This is a genomic window from Marinomonas shanghaiensis, from assembly GCF_003259175.1.
GTDB classification, from domain to species: Bacteria; Pseudomonadota; Gammaproteobacteria; order Pseudomonadales; family Marinomonadaceae; genus Marinomonas; species Marinomonas shanghaiensis.
Map to the genome: position 1 here is coordinate 1 of NZ_QGOK01000033.1, position 17429 is coordinate 17429.

14 protein-coding genes are annotated in these 17429 nt (G+C 43.9%); 12 read left to right on the plus strand and 2 right to left on the minus strand.

Annotated elements, in window-relative coordinates:
• The first annotated feature begins 87 nt into the window (after positions 1-87).
• The 12 genes from DKT73_RS18900 (at position 88) to DKT73_RS18955 (ending at position 12875) form a co-directional block, all read left to right on the plus strand.
• Positions 88-810, plus strand: a complete 723-nt coding sequence (locus tag DKT73_RS18900) for an EAL domain-containing protein (RefSeq protein ID WP_111640078.1) — start codon at positions 88-90, stop codon at positions 808-810.
• A gap of 145 nt (positions 811-955) precedes the next feature.
• A complete protein-coding gene (locus DKT73_RS18905; RefSeq protein WP_111640079.1) occupies positions 956-3193 on the plus strand; it encodes a motility hub landmark protein FimV in 2238 nt (745 codons plus the stop codon).
• Positions 3186-4010 (plus strand): tRNA pseudouridine(38-40) synthase TruA, encoded by an 825-nt coding sequence (truA, locus tag DKT73_RS18910; protein WP_111640080.1) that lies wholly within the window; start codon positions 3186-3188, stop codon positions 4008-4010. Before DKT73_RS18905 ends, truA begins: the two co-directional genes overlap by 8 nt.
• Positions 3994-4611 carry a phosphoribosylanthranilate isomerase gene (locus DKT73_RS18915; RefSeq protein WP_111640081.1) on the plus strand — a complete coding sequence of 206 codons (618 nt, stop codon included), beginning with the start codon at positions 3994-3996 and terminating at the stop codon, positions 4609-4611. The genes truA and DKT73_RS18915 overlap by 17 nt, the downstream gene beginning before the upstream one ends.
• The gene (trpB, locus tag DKT73_RS18920) at positions 4604-5815 is read left to right on the plus strand and encodes a tryptophan synthase subunit beta (protein WP_408631199.1); all 1212 of its coding nucleotides are present in this window, start codon (positions 4604-4606) and stop codon (positions 5813-5815) included. Before DKT73_RS18915 ends, trpB begins: the two co-directional genes overlap by 8 nt.
• Positions 5812-6618: a tryptophan synthase subunit alpha gene (gene trpA, locus DKT73_RS18925; RefSeq protein ID WP_111640083.1), complete on the plus strand. Its 807-nt coding sequence runs from the start codon at positions 5812-5814 to the stop codon at positions 6616-6618. Before trpB ends, trpA begins: the two co-directional genes overlap by 4 nt.
• 32 nt (positions 6619-6650) lie before the next feature.
• Positions 6651-7517 carry an acetyl-CoA carboxylase, carboxyltransferase subunit beta gene (gene accD / locus DKT73_RS18930; RefSeq protein ID WP_111640084.1) on the plus strand — a complete coding sequence of 289 codons (867 nt, stop codon included), beginning with the start codon at positions 6651-6653 and terminating at the stop codon, positions 7515-7517.
• Between the two features lie 4 nt (positions 7518-7521).
• Entirely contained in the window at positions 7522-8778 is a 1257-nt protein-coding gene (gene folC / locus DKT73_RS18935; RefSeq protein ID WP_111640085.1) for a bifunctional tetrahydrofolate synthase/dihydrofolate synthase, read from the plus strand.
• Positions 8779-8781: 3 nt separating this feature from the next.
• Complete coding sequence (locus DKT73_RS18940) at positions 8782-9405, plus strand: SPOR domain-containing protein (protein WP_232827935.1); 624 nt, start codon at positions 8782-8784, stop codon at positions 9403-9405.
• A gap of 93 nt (positions 9406-9498) precedes the next feature.
• Positions 9499-10014, plus strand: a complete 516-nt coding sequence (locus tag DKT73_RS18945; RefSeq protein WP_232827936.1) for a CvpA family protein — start codon at positions 9499-9501, stop codon at positions 10012-10014.
• A gap of 77 nt (positions 10015-10091) precedes the next feature.
• Entirely contained in the window at positions 10092-11600 is a 1509-nt protein-coding gene (gene purF / locus DKT73_RS18950) for an amidophosphoribosyltransferase (RefSeq protein WP_111640087.1), read from the plus strand.
• Positions 11601-11699: 99 nt separating this feature from the next.
• A complete protein-coding gene (locus DKT73_RS18955) occupies positions 11700-12875 on the plus strand; it encodes an O-succinylhomoserine sulfhydrylase (protein ID WP_111640088.1) in 1176 nt (391 codons plus the stop codon).
• Positions 12876-12962: 87 nt separating this feature from the next.
• Here the strand turns inward: DKT73_RS18955 and DKT73_RS18960 are convergent, their stop codons facing one another.
• Positions 12963-16139: an efflux RND transporter permease subunit gene (locus DKT73_RS18960; RefSeq protein WP_111640089.1), complete on the minus strand. Its 3177-nt coding sequence runs from the start codon at positions 16137-16139 to the stop codon at positions 12963-12965.
• An 11-nt stretch (positions 16140-16150) separates the two neighbouring features.
• Positions 16151-17245, minus strand: a complete 1095-nt coding sequence (locus DKT73_RS18965; protein ID WP_111640090.1) for an efflux RND transporter periplasmic adaptor subunit — start codon at positions 17243-17245, stop codon at positions 16151-16153.
• Positions 17246-17429: the final 184 nt, after the last annotated feature.

The window sequence follows — 17429 nt, forward strand, 5'->3', positions numbered from 1 at the left end:
TGAGGCGGTAACGCCTCACCCTACTCGATATAATTATCGCTTTTGATAATGTGTATTGTTTTCAATTGGTGTCTTGGGGTCTGTTGAATGGATGTGTTGTCGCCACAGGTGTTGTTGGAGTTGGTCGAGTCTAAACGCTTTGGTGTGGAGTATCAGCCGATTATAGAATTAAAAACGGGAGACTTGTTTGCTTATGAGGCACTGTCTAGGTTTAGATCGGTAAATGGTGCCTTCATAAGGCCTGATCATGTTTACGCTGCATTGCATGATAATCCACTGTTGCTCTTTCAAGTGGAGCTCGCTCAGAAAAAAATTCAATTGGATCGTCTTGCCTGTTCTGAAAAGATTTTTGTGAATTTAGATCAAGATGCCTTTTATGCTTGCGGACAAACGGCGCAAGAAAATCCTTTTATAGATCTCATTTTGTCGGCCGGGCGAGATAAAGTAGTGGTTGAGTTGATTGAAAACTCTGAGATGAGTGATGCCTTGATGAGTTTGTCTATGATTGAGGTGTTTAACGGTTTGGGGATTCGAACGGCGTTAGACGACTTATGCAACCCTAAATCTATGCTGTCTGTAGCGGTTTTGCAGTTGGTTGAATGGATTAAGCTAGACAAGTGCGTGTTAGAGAATAGGGGGGATGCTCATTTTATGATATTTGTGTCCAAAATAATTGATTTCGCTCATGCAACAGGCAAGCAAGTGATATTAGAAGGTGTTGAGCTTGCAGAGGATCTAGTTTTTGCCCGATCGATTGGTGTAGATTTTGTGCAGGGGTTTTATTATCGGTCGCTTTTTCTCAGTTATTAAATTGAAAAGGCATTGCTTTTCAAATTTTTCGTTTTATCGGGTCTTTATGGCAAACCATTGATTCTAAAGCTATTGATAAATCACCACCTCTGTAAGATACTTGTTAAGATATTTATCTCCATTATTTGCAAATAAAGGGAAGCTTATGCTCAGAAAAACCCTCATTAGTATTGCTGTATCAGGCGCGCTTTATGTGTCCAGCAGTTACGCATTGGAACTGGGCGAGTTGACCTCTCAATCAAATGCAAACGAACCTTATCGTGGTAAAATCGCATTATCCGATGTTGGGTCATTAACAGATAACGATATATTGATTCGTTTGGGCAGCGAAAGTGAATTTCGCCAAGCTGGTTTTGCTCCAACAAGAGTACTGTCCCAATTAAAATTTGATGTCGTCCGTGACAATAATAACCTTGTCGTGGCGGTGTCATCCGATCAGCCTCTACAGGTAAATGAGCTGCGCTTTATACTGGCGGCTCGTTGGCCCAGTGGGCAGGTTGTTCGCGAATATCAAACACCACTAAATCAGTCTGCTCTGGTTAATAAGTCTCAGAGTGAAGTTGTTCAATCCGTTCCTGTCTCAAGAGCGCCAACGGCCTCTAATGCAGGGAGAACCGACTCTTCACAGAGCGTGTTTCGTCAAGAAAACCTAGCGATCAAAAACATGCCAACAAAAGGGCAAGTCAACGTTGCAAAGGGTAATACGCTTTGGTCTATTGCGGGCGAAAATACCCCCGCAAATCAACTGACCATCTATCAGACCATGATGGCGATTCAGGCTCTTAACCAAGATGCTTTCTATTCGAATAATATTAATTTATTAAAAGAAGGGGTTGTCTTACGTTTGCCGACTCAAGAGCAAGTCGCGCTGTTTAATCAAACGATTTCAAAAGAAGAATTTCAGCGTCAACATGATGCTTGGATGGCCTTGAAAGGGAATAAAAATCGTGCAGCGGTGGATCAGGCCCAATTAAACACTCAGGCGAAAGCGAAAGTGGCGGCAAATGCTGCAGCACAAAAAGGCGACAAACTCACGTTGGCTTCCAGTCAAAGCGTGTTGCCAGAGCGTAATGCTGGTTCCAACGCAGGTACAGACCAAAATACAAAATTAAGTTCTTTACAGAGTGCGCTGTCTGCCTCGAAAGAGATGCTTGATAAAGAGCAGCGTGAGAAAGGAGAACTGTCAAATCAGTTAGGGGATTTAAATAAGCAATTAGAGACCCTAGAGAAGCTGATTAGCTTAAAAGATAAGCAGTTGGCTGATTTACAGCAACAGTTTGCTAGTGCCCAACAAACTCTGCAAGAGCAAAAAAATACGGTTGATCAACTTTTAGAAGCCGATCAGATTCGTAGAGAGAAAGAGCTAGCCGAAGCCGATTCGCTTGTAAGTAAAGTTTCCAGCAATCCAATCATAGTGTCGATTGGCGCTGTGGTGCTATTGCTGCTTGGCTTCTTGATTGGTTTAGTCATGCGTAGAGCGGGTAAGAAACAGGAGGAGCAAGAATCGTCAAAAAAGAACGAATTTGACCTCTCTAGCGCGGCGGTAGTCGCTCCTGTTGCAGCCGTTGCAGCGGCTGACTATCTAGCTGATGATGTCGAGAAGGTCGAAGAGAAAAAAGAATGGCAAGAAGAAGATCCTTTTGCATTTGATTTCGATACGCCTGATATGGATGACAAAACAGAGGATTTTAACGCTTTTGCAGGCGATGAAATTGCTTCTACAGACGCAGTCGATCCAACATTTGATGAAATGGATGATGGCGACGAGTTGGAAAATGATTTAGAAGACAACTCAAATGATGATATTGACGATATGTTTGCATCATTTGATGATGACGACGACTTACCAGAGCCTGTATTAGATTTAGAAGACGATTTAGATGACGAGTTGGAAGCGTTTGTCGAAGACGATATTCCAACAGTAACGCCTGAATCTGCTGACTCAGGCGCTGATGCTGATGCTGATAAAGAGGATACGGCAGAAAGTGAAGAGGAGTCTTTTGTTTCTAGTTTGCTGAATGACGTCGATCAAGAAGATGTTGATGAAGCATCAATTTTTAACGGTTCACCTAATGATTCCTTAGCCAATTCTATTGAGGAAACGTTAGCCGAAGCTCAGCAGGAAGATGAACTTGATTATCCGGCCTTTGGTGAAGCTGAAGCGGCTGAAGATGAAGAGATAAACGATGAAGAAGAAGAGTTTGACTTCTTTGATGCTAGCGGTGATGAAGCAGCCACTAAGCTCGATTTAGCAAGAGCTTACATGGATATGGGTGATGAAGAGGGTGCTCGCGTCATTTTAGATGACGTGATTGAGTCTGGAAACGAAAAACAAATTGCCGAAGCGCAGAATATGATGGAGCGAATGTTCCCAAGTGACTAATAAAGTTGTACTGGTTGTTGAATATGATGGCGCTGATTACAAAGGCTGGCAGGCGCAAAAATTTGGTGTTCCCAGTGTTCAGGAGAGTTTAGAAAAAGCATTGTCAGTTATTGCAAATCATCCGGTCAGGGTGATTTGTGCTGGACGAACGGATGCTGGTGTCCATGCTTGCGCTCAAGTTGTTCACTTTGAAACGAATGTTGAACGCAGTGAGCGTTCATGGACGACTGGCGTTAATACTTATCTTCCTAATAATATTGCGGTCGTCGCTGCCCGTTACGTATCTGAAGATTTTCATGCACGTTTTAGTGCGCTGAGTCGTCGCTATCGATATGTTATTTATTCTTCAGATTTCTGTCCTGCAATATTGCCGAAAGGTGTGACGTGGACTCATAAAGCACTGGATGTGGTTGCTATGAAAGAAGCCGCCAAAGTGTTTCTAGGAACTCACGATTTTTCTTCTTTCCGTGCTATTGGCTGTCAAGCTAAGACGCCCTTTCGTACGGTTCTAAATTTTGAAGTGTACCAATTAGGGCAATATATCGTTTTAGATGTTAGAGCCAATGCATTCTTACACCATATGATTCGTAACTTTGCCGGTGTTTTGATGTCGATCGGTGCTGGTGAAAAGCCAGTGTCCTGGGCAAAAGAAACTCTTGAGGCAAGAGATCGAACAAAAGGTGGAATAACTGCGCCACCAACAGGGTTGTATTTTGTTGATGCTCAATATCCCGATGTCTTTAATGTGCCTAAAAGACCTTTAGGTCCTCACTTTTTACCCTTTGTAGACGAGCCTTCCTATGAGTTGCCGAGTTAAAATTTGTGGCATAACAAATGTAGAAGATGCATTGATGGCGTGCCTGCATGGCGCAGATGCACTGGGTTTTGTTTTTTATGAAAAAAGCCCAAGGTATGTTTCACCGACAGTAGCAAACGATATTGTTTCTCACTTGCCTCCGTTTGTGACTCCCATTGCTTTGTTTGTTGATGCCGATTCCGCGCAGATAGACTCTGTAATAAAAGAAAATCCTCGCTGGCTTATTCAGTTTCATGGCAATGAAAGCGAGTCTGAATGCCTATCTTATCAGCGTCCCTATATAAAGGCGTTAAGAGTGAAACAGGGGGATGATGTAGCGGCTTTAGTGGATACTTATCCAAGTGCAAGTGCTGTTTTGTTGGATGCCTACAAAGAAGGGGTCCCTGGCGGTACAGGAGAGCGATTTGATTGGTCTATTATTCCCGCTCACTTATCTAAACCAATTATATTGGCGGGTGGGTTAACCCCAAGTAATGTGAAGCTAGCAGTGCTTCAAGTGTCTCCCTATGCTGTTGATGTTAGTGGTGGAGTTGAGATGTCCAAAGGCATTAAGAGCGAACTCAAAGTTCAAGAATTTATTAATGGAGCAAAATGTGTATAGCAAAGACATTAATTTAGAATTACCTGACTCTCACGGTCGTTTTGGTCCATACGGTGGTATTTTTGTTTCTGAAACGCTGATGTCTGCTTTGGAAGATTTGGCACAAATGTATGAACGCTTGTCTAAAGACAGTGACTTTCAGGCTGCATTTGATTATGACCTGGCTCATTACGTTGGTCGTCCGTCGCCACTTTATTTTGCTGAGCGACTCACAAAAAAAGCGGGTGGGGCAAAAATTTATTTAAAACGTGAGGATTTGAACCACACTGGTGCCCACAAGATCAATAACACAATAGGTCAAGCCTTGCTTGCCAAGCACATGGGTAAGCCAAATATTATCGCTGAAACAGGGGCGGGGCAACATGGGGTTGCATCTGCAACCGTTGCAGCGCGTTTAGGTTTAAAATGCAAAGTGTTTATGGGGGCTGAGGATATTCGACGTCAGTCACTTAATGTGTACCGTATGAAGTTGCTCGGAGCGGAAGTGATTTCTGTTGAGTCAGGCACCAAAACATTAAAAGATGCGTTAAACGAAGCCATGCGTTATTGGGTCGGTAACGTTGACGATACTTTTTATATTATTGGTACCGCAGCGGGTCCTCATCCTTACCCTAAGTTAGTGCGTGATTTTCAAGCTGTCATTGGTCGAGAAACCAAAGCCCAATGTTTGGCACAAGAAGGCCGTTTGCCTGATGCTGTTGTTGCTTGTGTTGGTGGCGGCTCAAATGCGATTGGTATGTTTCATCCTTTTATCAAAGATGAAAGTGTTGCTATGTATGGTGTTGAAGCGGGTGGTGATGGCATTGAAACAGGTCGTCATGCTGCACCACTAAGCGCTGGTCGCCCTGGTGTTCTGCATGGTAATCGTACTTATGTTATGGCGGATGACGACGGGCAAATTATCGGAACTCATTCTATTTCAGCCGGTTTGGACTACCCAGGTGTTGGTCCTGAGCATGCTTGGTTAAAGGATATTGGTCGCGCTCATTATGTTGCGATTAATGATGATGAAGCTATGGATGGTTTTCGTGACTTGACTCGCCTAGAAGGTATAATGCCCGCTCTTGAGTCAAGTCATGCTGTCGCCTACGGTATGAAATTAGCAGCGACGATGGAAAAAGATAAAATTGTGGTTATCAATTTATCCGGTCGAGGTGATAAAGACATTCTTACCGTTGCAGAATTAGATGGGATTGAAGTATGAGTCGCATTAAACAATGTTTTGAAAAGTTAGAAAAATCTGGTAAAAAGGCGCTCATTCCGTATATTACCGCAGGCGATCCCAGTCCAGATTATACTGTGACCTTAATGCATGCTTTGGTGGCTGCGGGTGCGGATGTTATCGAAATTGGTATGCCTTTTTCAGATCCAATGGCAGACGGTCCAGTCATACAGTTGGCATGTGAGCGCAGCTTGGCGGCAGGCACCAATGTTAAAAAAGTACTGCAGATTATCGCTGAATTTAGACAAAGCAATAAAGAAACGCCTATTGTTTTGATGGGGTATTTAAATCCTATTGAGTTTTTTGGCTACCAAGCTTTTTCTGATGCGGCAAAAGACGCGGGCGTTGATGGTATTTTATTAGTAGATCTGACTCCTGAAGAGGCGACAGATGTAGTAGAATGCTTCCGAGAAAACGAGATTGATCTTATTTATTTGCTTTCGCCTACAACAACACCGGATCGTGCAAAGAAAATTTGCGATTTGGCGTCGGGTTATGTGTATTACGTTTCTGTAAAAGGCGTTACAGGTTCCGCTGAGCTTGATGTCGATAGTGTTAAGAAACACGTGGATTCGTTACGCGAAATCACCTCTTTACCTATTGGTGTGGGTTTTGGTATACGCGATGCAAAAACAGCAGCGGCAGTCAGTAAGTGTGCCGATGGTGTTATTGTCGGCAGTGTATTGGTGAATGCCATCGCTGCAAATAAAGATCATCAAAAAGAACATATAGCTGATGCTTTAAGGGCTATTTTAGCGCCCATGCGTGAAGAAATGGATGCGTAAAGCGACAGCAAACGAGAAATTTGGAGAAATAAATGAGTAGCTGGTTAGATAAATTTGTCCCTTCCATTGTGCGCAGTGAATCAAAGCGTAGTGCTGGTTCCGTGCCTGAGGGTCTTTGGAAAAAATGCCCTAAATGTGAAAATGTTTTATATCGCCCAGAGTTAGAAAAGAACTTAGATGTTTGTCCTAAATGCAATCACCATCTTCGCATTAGTGCTCGCCGCCGCTTAGAAATCTTTTTGGACAAAGAAGGTCGTCACGAAATTGGCGCACATCTTGAGCCTGAAGATAAGTTAAAATTTAAAGATTCAAAACGTTATAAAGATCGTCTGGTTGACGCGCAAAAAGCCACTGGCGAAAAAGATGCTTTGGTAGCGATGCAAGGCGCTTTGAACGGCATGCCTATTGTTGTCGTGGCGTTTGAATTTAGCTTTTTGGGTGGTTCTATGGGCGCCATCGTTGGTGAGCGTTTTATACAGGCGGTTAACGTTTGTTTAGAAAAGCGAATTCCATTGGTATGTTTTTCTGCCAGTGGTGGTGCGCGTATGCAAGAAGCGCTTATATCCCTAATGCAAATGGCGAAAACAAGTGCTGGCCTTGAACGCATGAAGCAAGAAGGAATTCCTTATATTTCTGTGATGACGGACCCTGTTTTTGGTGGTGTATCCGCTTCTCTTGCCATGCTTGGTGATTTGAACGTTGCTGAGCCGAATGCATTGATTGGTTTTGCTGGTCCACGTGTTATTGAGCAAACGGTTCGTGAAAAATTGCCAGAAGGCTTCCAGCGCAGTGAGTTCCTGTTGGATAAAGGGGCGCTAGATATGATAATTAAACGTGATGAGATGCGTTCTCGATTGCACAATATTTTATCTTTGCTCACCGCGAATAAGGTTGCTTAATTAAATGACGCACACGTCATTAGCAAGTTGGCTCTCCTATATAGAGAGTCAACATCCTTCTGAGATAGAGTTGGGATTAGACAGAGGTAATCTGGTTTTATCAAGATTGGCTTTGTCTAGACCTAAACACAAAGTGATCACAGTGGCTGGAACCAACGGCAAAGGTTCCACTTGCGCCATGTTGACGCAATATCTTTGCTCACAAGGTTATACGGTTGGTACTTACACATCCCCCCATTTTTTAGCGTTTAATGAACGTATTGCGCTAAATAATATGTCTTGTGATGATGCCATGATTTGCCGTGCGTTTGAGGTCATTGAAGCGGCTCGAAAAGACGTACCTTTGACCTATTTCGAATTTAGCACGTTGGCTGCGCTGTGGATCTTTGATCAATCTAAGCTGGATTATTGGGTGCTAGAAGTCGGTTTAGGTGGACGCCTAGATTCCGTTAATATGATTGATACTGACGTTGCGGTTGTTACTTCCATTTCATTAGACCATATGGATTGGTTGGGTGATAATTTGGATGTGATCGCGCGGGAAAAAACCGGTATTGCCAGAAAAGATAAGCTTTTAGTCAGTGGGGTTGTAAATCCGCCCAGTACTATCGCTATCACAGCAGGTGAGATTGGCGCGAATCTTAAACAGAAAGATATTGATTTTAGTTTTCAGCGATCAACAACTGACTGGTCCTGGTCTGGTAATGGCGTTCAATATGATGCTTTGCCTATCCCTTCTTTACCCTTGCAAAATGCGGCCACGGTAATTGCTGTGTTGGTTTATATGGGACTGAATCCCTCAGCAACAGACTTAGTGACTTTATTTAAAACGGCTCAGTTAACAGGACGTTTTCAGCAAGTGGCTTTTTCTCCGGATGTCTATATCGACGTGGCGCATAATCCAGAAGCTGCGGTTGAGCTTGCACAACGTATAGGCTCTTTGTCCCGTAAGCCTGTCGCTGTTTGCGGCATGTTAAAGGATAAAGATATTGCGGGCGTCATGGCCAATCTCGCAGAGAGTTTTTCTGCTTGGTATTGCTGTGATTTAGGGGGAGTGAGAGGGGCGAAAGCACTTGAATTGATGGATAAACTTGAGAAGGTCTCGCCTGATATTTCTCCATTTCTCTACGAGTTCTCCTCAGTGGGTGATGCCATTCAAGGCGCTTTGGCGCAAGCAAAGGAAGAGGGGCGAGCAGTCATTGTATTTGGCTCCTTCGTTACCGTCTCTGATTATTTGGCACTAAGTCAAGCAAGAGAGTGATTTATGATTGATAGAACAATAACTTATAGGTTAATTGGTGCGGGTATCATGGTATTGTCTGCCGCCATTATATTACCTTTAATTCTGGATGGTGAGCGTCCTGCTGAGCTCGATATGCAAGTTCAGGTGACGGCTCCTCCTGCGTTTCAACCTTTAGAGATTGCCGCTGTTCAGCCTGTAGAGCGTTTGCCTGTGGAGCCTTTTGTTGAAGAAGACGCAGCGGTTGACGATATCCAATTAATTCCGGTTGCACCAGCATCGAACGATATAGAAATGCTTGAACAAACGACACCCGCAGCGCCCACGCCCACACCGCAAGCAGCCTCTGTGCCAGTATCAACTCCAGTAAAACAGGAAGTAAAAACGCCTGTTGAGAAAGTGGCTCCGGCCGCAGTGGGAGAACGTTGGACATTGCAAATTGCGACGTTCAAGAGCAAAGAGAACGCTGTACGTTTGGTCGAAAAACTCAAAGAAGGCAATTACGCGGCTTACAGTTTAACGACAAATGCATTATACAAAGTATATGTTGGTCCCGAACTAAAGCGTGAGACGTCTGAAAAAATGCGTGAAGAGATAAAACAGAAATTCAGTTTGACGGGATTTGTTACAAAATATTCTGTGAATTGATGTGTGCTTAATTGGCTCAGTATTTTGAATGCCTAGGTCATCTGTTACACTGCGCAGCGAATTTTAGAGGTGCTCATGGAGCAAGTAGGTTCAATGTCAACAATTGACTGGCTGATCATTGCTGTGGTGATTCTTTCGACTCTTTTGAGTTTGAAAAGAGGCTTTGTAAAAGAAGTTTTGTCCTTGTTGACATGGGTTGTTGCCTTTGTCGTAGCGGTTAAGTTTTCGAATCAAATGCAGTTGCTACTGGTAGAGCAAGTGCAAAATGATCAAATTCGCTACATTGTGGCTTTTATATCATTGTTTATTGCCACTTTGGTCGTCGGTGCTTTGGTGAGTTTTTTACTGAGCTCTTTGATTCAAGTGACTGGTTTATCAAGCACCGATAGGGTGCTTGGTATGCTTTTTGGTTTTGCTCGAGGCAGTTTGATTGTTATCGCTTTTGTGGCTTTATTAAGCTTAAGTCCAGCGATAGAGCAAACCGAGTTTTGGAAAACATCGCAATTGATTCCGCAATTGAGTCAGTTGAATGATTGGACGCGGGAAATGGTAGGCAAGAGCACGAATCTGATGGATTCGACTCTCATTGATCGCGCCCTTGGTAACTAGCTGTTTTTTTAAACAGCCAATTAGATAAAGAATCTTTACGGTGTTTACCGTAATTCCCCAACACGAGGATCTAGAACATGTGTGGTATCGTTGGTGTCGTAGGCACGTCTGTGGTTAACCAAGCTATTTTTGATGCGTTAACCCTTCTTCAGCATCGTGGGCAAGATGCTGCAGGTATGGTCACTAGCCATAATGGACGACTCTGTTTACGCAAAGACAATGGTCCGGTGAGTGAGGTTTTTCGCACTCGTCATATGAAAAAACTACACGGTAACATAGGTATAGGGCATGTCCGTTACCCAACGGCGGGGACTTCTAGCTCAGCAGAAGCTCAACCTTTTTATGTTAACTCGCCTTATGGTATTTCTCTTGCGCACAATGGTAATCTCACCAATACTGAAAAACTGAAGCAAGAAGTGTTTGAATCAGATTTGCGTCACATCAATACGACGTCTGACTCGGAAGTTTTAGTGAACGTACTGGCCCATGAACTTCATGAAGAAGGTAAGTTAATTCCAACTCCTGAAGACATATTTAATGCGTTAGAGCGTGTTTATAAGCGTATTGAAGGCGGTTACGCCGTTGTTACTTTGATTACCGGTTATGGCATATTAGCGTTTCGTGATCCTGATGGTATTCGTCCGCTGATTTATGGCTCTCGTCAAACAGAAGCCGGTGTTGAGTACATGGTTGCTTCTGAAAGCGTGGCACTTGATGCAGCAGGTTTCAAAATTGAGCGTGATATTCAACCAGGTGAAGCCATCTTCTTCGATTTGAATCATAATGTTCACGTACGTCAATGTACGCCAAAAAAAGCCGCTCGCCCGTGTTTGTTTGAATACGTGTATTTTGCTCGTCCAGATACAGTCATTGATAGTATTTCTGTTTATAAAGCGCGCATTAATATGGGGGATCGTCTCGCGGCGAAAATTCAGCGAGAATGGAAAGATCATGACATTGATGTGGTTATTCCTATTCCGGATACGAGTCGCACGGCTGCTTTGCAAATCGCTCAAGCATTGAATATTCCATTCCGTGAGGGATTGGTTAAAAACCGCTATATCGGTCGTACCTTTATTATGCCAGGTCAAGCTGTGCGTAAAAAATCCGTACGTCAGAAGTTGAATCCAGTGCCTTTTGAGTTTAAAGACAAAACGGTTCTTTTGGTTGATGATTCTATTGTTCGTGGAACAACGAGTAAGGAAATTATTGAGATGGCAAGGGAGGCGGGTGCAAAAAAAGTATACATCGCCTCAGCGGCTCCAGAAGTTCGTTATCCAAATGTTTATGGTATTGATATGCCTGCGGCAAAAGAGTTAATAGCGCACAATCGCAACGTAGACGAAATTTGCGAGTTGATTGGCGCTGACAAACTGATTTTTCAAGATCTGCAGGATTTGATTGAAGCCTGTATTGATGAGAAACACTCTGATGTACGTGAATTCGATACGTCAGTGTTTGATGCTAAATACATTACAGGCAATATTGATGCCGCTTACTTGGCCAGTATTGAAGGGGCGCGTAACGATTTGAATAAAGCGTCTGTTGAAGACCAAGAAGCGAGTGATATGATGCACCCTATGTAATGTCGATAGTATGGTGTGACAGATAGAATTAAGCCAGGTCACGCCTGGCTTAATTGTTTTTGGTGATAAATTTTTTGAAGAATGGCTTGGAGTGAAGTAATGGCTGATTATAAAGATGCAACGAATGCGATTCGTGCAGGTATTCGTCAAACACAAGAACAGGAAAACAGCGAAGCCATTTTTATGACCTCAAGCTTTGCCTATGGCAGTGCGGAAGAAGCGGCAGGGAAGTTTTCTGGTGAAGAAGAGGGGAACGTATACTCTCGTTTTACTAATCCAACGGTTGCACTCTTTGAGAAGCGTTTGGCGACTCTAGAAAAAGGCGAAGCAGCTATTGCGACAAGCTCTGGCATGGCGGCATTGATGACATTGGCCTACAGTTTATTAAGTGCAGGTGACCGGGTCGTTTGTTCTCGTAATATTTTTGGGTCAACGGTTAAGTTCTTCAATACTTATACGACAAAGTTTGGTGTTGAAGTCATCTATGTTGACGCAACAGATTATGCCGCATGGGAAGAAGCGATTAACACCAATACACGCTTTTGTTATTTCGAAACACCGTCTAATCCGCTTTATGAGGTGGTAGATGTTGCTCGTGTCGCTGAACTTGCTCATGCTAAAGGGGCGCTACTGTGTGTCGATACTGTTTTGGCGACACCGGCGCTGCAAAACCCTCTGACCCAAGGCGCAGACATTGTTATGCAATCGGCCACTAAGTTTATCGATGGGCAAGGTCGTTGCTTGGGTGGTGCTTTAATAGCGAGTCAAGAGATCGTTGATGTTTTCACGGCCTTTATGCGCAGTGCTGGGCCATGCATGAGTCCATTTAATGCTTGGGTATTGTTAAACGGTCTAGAAACTTTGTCTTTGCGTATGACGGCACACTCTGCAAATGCCTTGAAGTTGGCGGAATACCTAGAAGCGCACCCTAAAGTCATTAAGGTAAATTATGGCGGATTGCCAAGTCATAAATACCATGAGCTTGCTAAGCAACAGCAAAAAGACTTTGGTGGACTGTTATCCTTTGAAGTGGAGGGTGGACGTAAGGCTGCATGGTCTGTTATTAATGCCACAAAATTGATGTCTATCACTGGGAACTTAGGTGATACCAAAACCTTAGTCACTCATCCTGCTACTACAACACATGGGCGACTAACGGATGATGAGAAGGCTAAAGCAGGCATCGCGGAAGGTTTGATTCGTGTGTCTGTTGGGCTTGAAGATATTGATGACATCATTGCAGATGTTGATGCTGCCTTGGCTCAGTTATCTTAAATAACACTGACATTTGGGTATCAAAAAAGCGGACTTAAGTCCGCTTTTTAGTACATGCTATTTATTTATATTTCGTTGTTCTGGCGTTCATTCTGTTTTGTTATTGTCCTCGCTATAGCGTGTCTCGTTATGTTGCAAGGTCGTAGCTTGTAACGCTTCCAGTTGTTGTTTTTCTTTGCGTCGAGCCCCTAACACCAGCAAACAAGGTGTTAAAATAAGGGTGAGTGGCGTGGCAAAAGTAAGTCCGCCAGCAATGGCTGTTGATAGCTGGGTCCACCATTGCGCAGAGGGAGCTCCTACGCTAAATGATTGATGAATCAAGTCAATATTGAATTGAAAAACCATGGGTACTAAACCAAGAATCGTTGTAATGGTGGTGAGCATAACGGGTCTTAGGCGCTGTACACCTGTCCGAATGGCGGCTTCACGTACCATCATCCCTTGTTTTCTCAAGCCATTAAAAGTATCGATTAAAACGATGTTGTTGTTTACAACAATGCCCGCTAAGGCAATAACGCCAACGCCACTCATGACGACACCAAATGGTTGTCCTTTCACCATAAGACCGATTAGTACCCCCATGGTAGAGAAAATCACCGCACTGAGGATCAACAAGCATTGGAAGAAGTTGTTGAACTGAGTGACAAGGATGATGGCCATAATAAAGAACGCTACACCAAACGCCTTGATCAAGAAGACCATCGACTTTTGTTGTTCCTCAGTATTTCCGCGAAATTCATAGCTAACAGACTTGTCTATGCCTGCGGCATCCAATTTCGCTTTAATAGCTTTGATGACTTCATCGACCACAAGGCCATCTTTTACATCCGCATCAATTGCTATGGTTTTTTTACCATCGGTTCGGTTGATGACACCTTGTTTAGGTGCTGCATATCGAGAAATAAAATTACTGGCAGGAATACTCCCTTGATTCGTTGGGATTTGCAGCTGATCAAGTTGCTCTAAGCTGCGTTGATTTACTGGATAGCGCAAAACAATGTCTATCTTATCATCCGCACCTTCGGGCAAAAAGTCGCTCAAGGTAATGCCTGTCGTGACCAACTTAACCACGTTGCCCAGACTGTTAACATCCACACCATAGCGGCTGGCTTCTGCGCGATTGATGTCAATACGCCACTCGATACCGGGCAAGGATCTATCATCACTGACGGTCACTATTTCGTCTCGTTCGAGCAATTGCTTGCTGATTTCATTGGCGGCTAAATTTAACGCTTCGCTATAATTAGAACTTAACTGCAGCTGAATATCAGCGCCGGATTGCGGGCCTCCTTGTTCTTTTTCAGCGCTGACTTCAATGCCCGGAATTTGTTTGGTTTTTTCTCTAATGCGATCTAAGATCACCGTAGCCGATTCACGCTTATACCAATCAATAAACTCCATACTGATAGAGCCTATACTGTCGGGTGCTGCATTATTGCCCGGAGTCGAGTAGGAGGTGACCACAACACTTTTTAATTCAGGCGTACCAAGAATTTGTTGTTCAACTTGTCTTACCAATGCGTCTTTTTCATCAAGGGATAAATCGCCTCTGGCGCGTATGTCTAAATTCGCGGATTCCGGCTCGATATTAGGAAAGAACTCTACCCCTTTTCCAAAATGACCATAACTGATGAACACACTAATCAATAAGGTAATGGTAAAGAGAAGCACCCATATTGGATACTCCACTAAACGCGTTAGTACTCGTCCGTATAATCCAGTAGGACCGGTCAGCTCTTTTAGATCACCCGTCTCGGTAATGCGTAACGCATGCATGGTCTTTTCTGTATAAGCGCCTTTCTTGCCAATCATCGAGCCAATGGTTGGCAATACGATGAGTGCCATCACCAGAGACGATGCCAAGGTTGCAATGATGGTGATGGGCATAAAGCGCATAAACTCACCCACAATGTCTGGCCAAAATAACAGTGGCATAAAGACCGCCAATGTCGTTGCTGTTGAAGCGGTGATCGGCCAAGCCATGCGTTTTGCGGCTTCACTGTAAGCTTGTCTTTTAGATGCCCCTTCGGCCAGTTTTCTATCTGCGTATTCAGTCACCACAATGGCGCCATCTACGAGCATGCCAACGCTGAGGATCAGTGCAAATAGCACCACCATGTTGATGGTGTAGCCTTGTACATCAAGGATTAAAATACCGGCTAAAAACGCACCTGGTATCGCAAGGCCTACTAATAAAGCGCTGCGAATGCCAAGAGCCCAAACAATCACAATCATCACCAAAAGAGTGGCCGCAAGCACATTGTTAAACAGATCATTGAGAGAGGTTTCTATGTCCGTCGACTTATCGCCTGTTAGGTTGTACTCAACGCCACTGGGCCATTGCTGACTCTCATTTTCGACCACGCTTTTGACAGCAGCAATCGTGTTAATAATATTGGCACCTACGCGCTTTGATACCGCTAAAGTAATGCTGCGCTTGCCTTCGACACGAGCATAGCTCGTTGGGTCTTCAAAGGTGAGTTCTCCAGTGGCTATGTCCCCTAACAAAACGACTTGATCGCCGTCTGCTTTGATGGGCAAATTCATGATGTCTTCTTTGGTCTTTAGTAACCCAGGTACTTTTAAGGAGAAACGGCCTGCACCGGTATCTAAATTACCCGCGGCGACTAAGCGATTATTGCCAGAGACAAAGTTGGCAACTTCGGTCAAGGATAAGTTGTAAGACTCAAGCTGTTCAGGGCGAATGATAATTTGCGCTTGCTGTTCTCTGTCGCCACTTATACTGGCTTCCAAGACGCCATCGACCGCTTCAATCGCATCTTGTAGGTTTTTTGCCGTACGGCTGAGTGTTGCAAAATCCACATTGCCAGATAAATTGACACGCAGCACAGGGAAGGTTGATAGGTTTATTTCCGTAACCGTTGGTTCATCTGCGTCGTCTGGTAATTCGCTTTTGGCTCTGTCGACTTTGTCTTTTGTATCGATGATCGCCTGATCAATATCTACACCAGATAAAAATTCCAGCATAATCGAGGCATGACCCTCTGAAGCAGTAGACTTGAGTTCTTTCAGTCCCTCAAGGCCCTTTAATTCTTTTTCTAGTGGATGCACGAGTAAGCTGTCAGCGTCTTCTGGGGAAATGCCTTCTAAGGTTACGGAAACATAGGCCATAGGAATGGTAATGTCAGGATCACTTTCTTTGGCAATTTCGATATATGACACCGTTCCCATGATTAATATGAGAACGAAAAGCATCATGACGGTACGTGAGCGAGCTAAGGCCGCTTCAATTAACATTTGCATACCTAGCCTCCTCAGTTTTGATAATGTGCGTCAACTTTATCGCCTGCAGACACAAACCCTTGTCCGACAGTGATAATGTTCACATTATCAGGGAGCCCACGAACCCAAACCTGATCACGCTCTGATTTAACAATGTCAACGGGTAAAATCACCACACGATTGTCTATGTCGATGGCTTTTATAGCGGTTCTGCCTGTGTCGTCTAACGTGAGTAATGCTGCCGAAAAAGCATGCGCTTTTTGTTCATCTAAAACAAAGTCTACTGCCGCTGTTAACCCCGCAGGAATTCGATTGCCAGGATTGTTCACTTGCATTTCAACGGTAATCGTTCGGCTGGATTCGTTTGCTGTCGCACTGATGTAAGAGACAAAGCCTTCAGCTTCATAACCTGATTCAAGGCTGATATTGCCTTGTGTGCCTAGTGTTACTTGCTGGATTTTATTTTGTGGAATATTGACACTGATTTTGATGGGGTTAATGGAGACCAGTGTACCGATATTGGCACCGACGGCGAGCACCTGTCCTTCTTGCACATCCAGAGCGTTGAGTATGCCAGAGAAAGGGGCAGTGACGTTGGTGTTTTCCAGATCCACTAACAAGGCTTTCTCCGTTGCTCGTGCTGAGGCAAGATCCGTTTCTGCTTGCGCTAAATTTACTTTTGATGTGAGATTTTGCGCATTGAGCTTTTTGATGCCTTCAAGTTCTAGTTGCCTTTGTTTTACCAGCAGTCCGGCTTGCTCTATCTGCACTTTTAATGTGCGGTTATCTATTTGAGCAATGGTAGAACCTTTTTTAACGAATTGGCCTTTTTCTATCGGCAATCTGGTGATTCGCCCCTGATAGCTATTAATGAGTTGTAAGGTCTCATCGACTTGAGTTTTGCCGCTCAAGGTTAGGTGCATCTCAATGGATTTGGCTGTTAAGGTTTTGGCTTGCACAGAGTGGGTAAGTTGGTTTTCAGCCGTTTGTGATGAGACAGTATTTTCATTTGGCGCTGTTCCCGTTGGGCTGACTGTGATGCCGTTCCCTCCCACTGCCATCCACGTTACCGCGGCCGTTGCAACGACCACCGCTGTAATTGGCCCTACCTTACTTTTTAGATCCATTAAATACTCCATGAGATAGAAAAATTATCATTATATTACCCCAGTATATTCTCAAATAATGACGAATAAAGAGGTTTGATTTAAAAAATGTGAGTAAATACTTTGTGTAATGCCGTGGGTGAATCCCTCTTTTGCATTGAGACGTTAATGTTTCGTTGTGTACGAGAGAGTAGAAGCAAGTGTA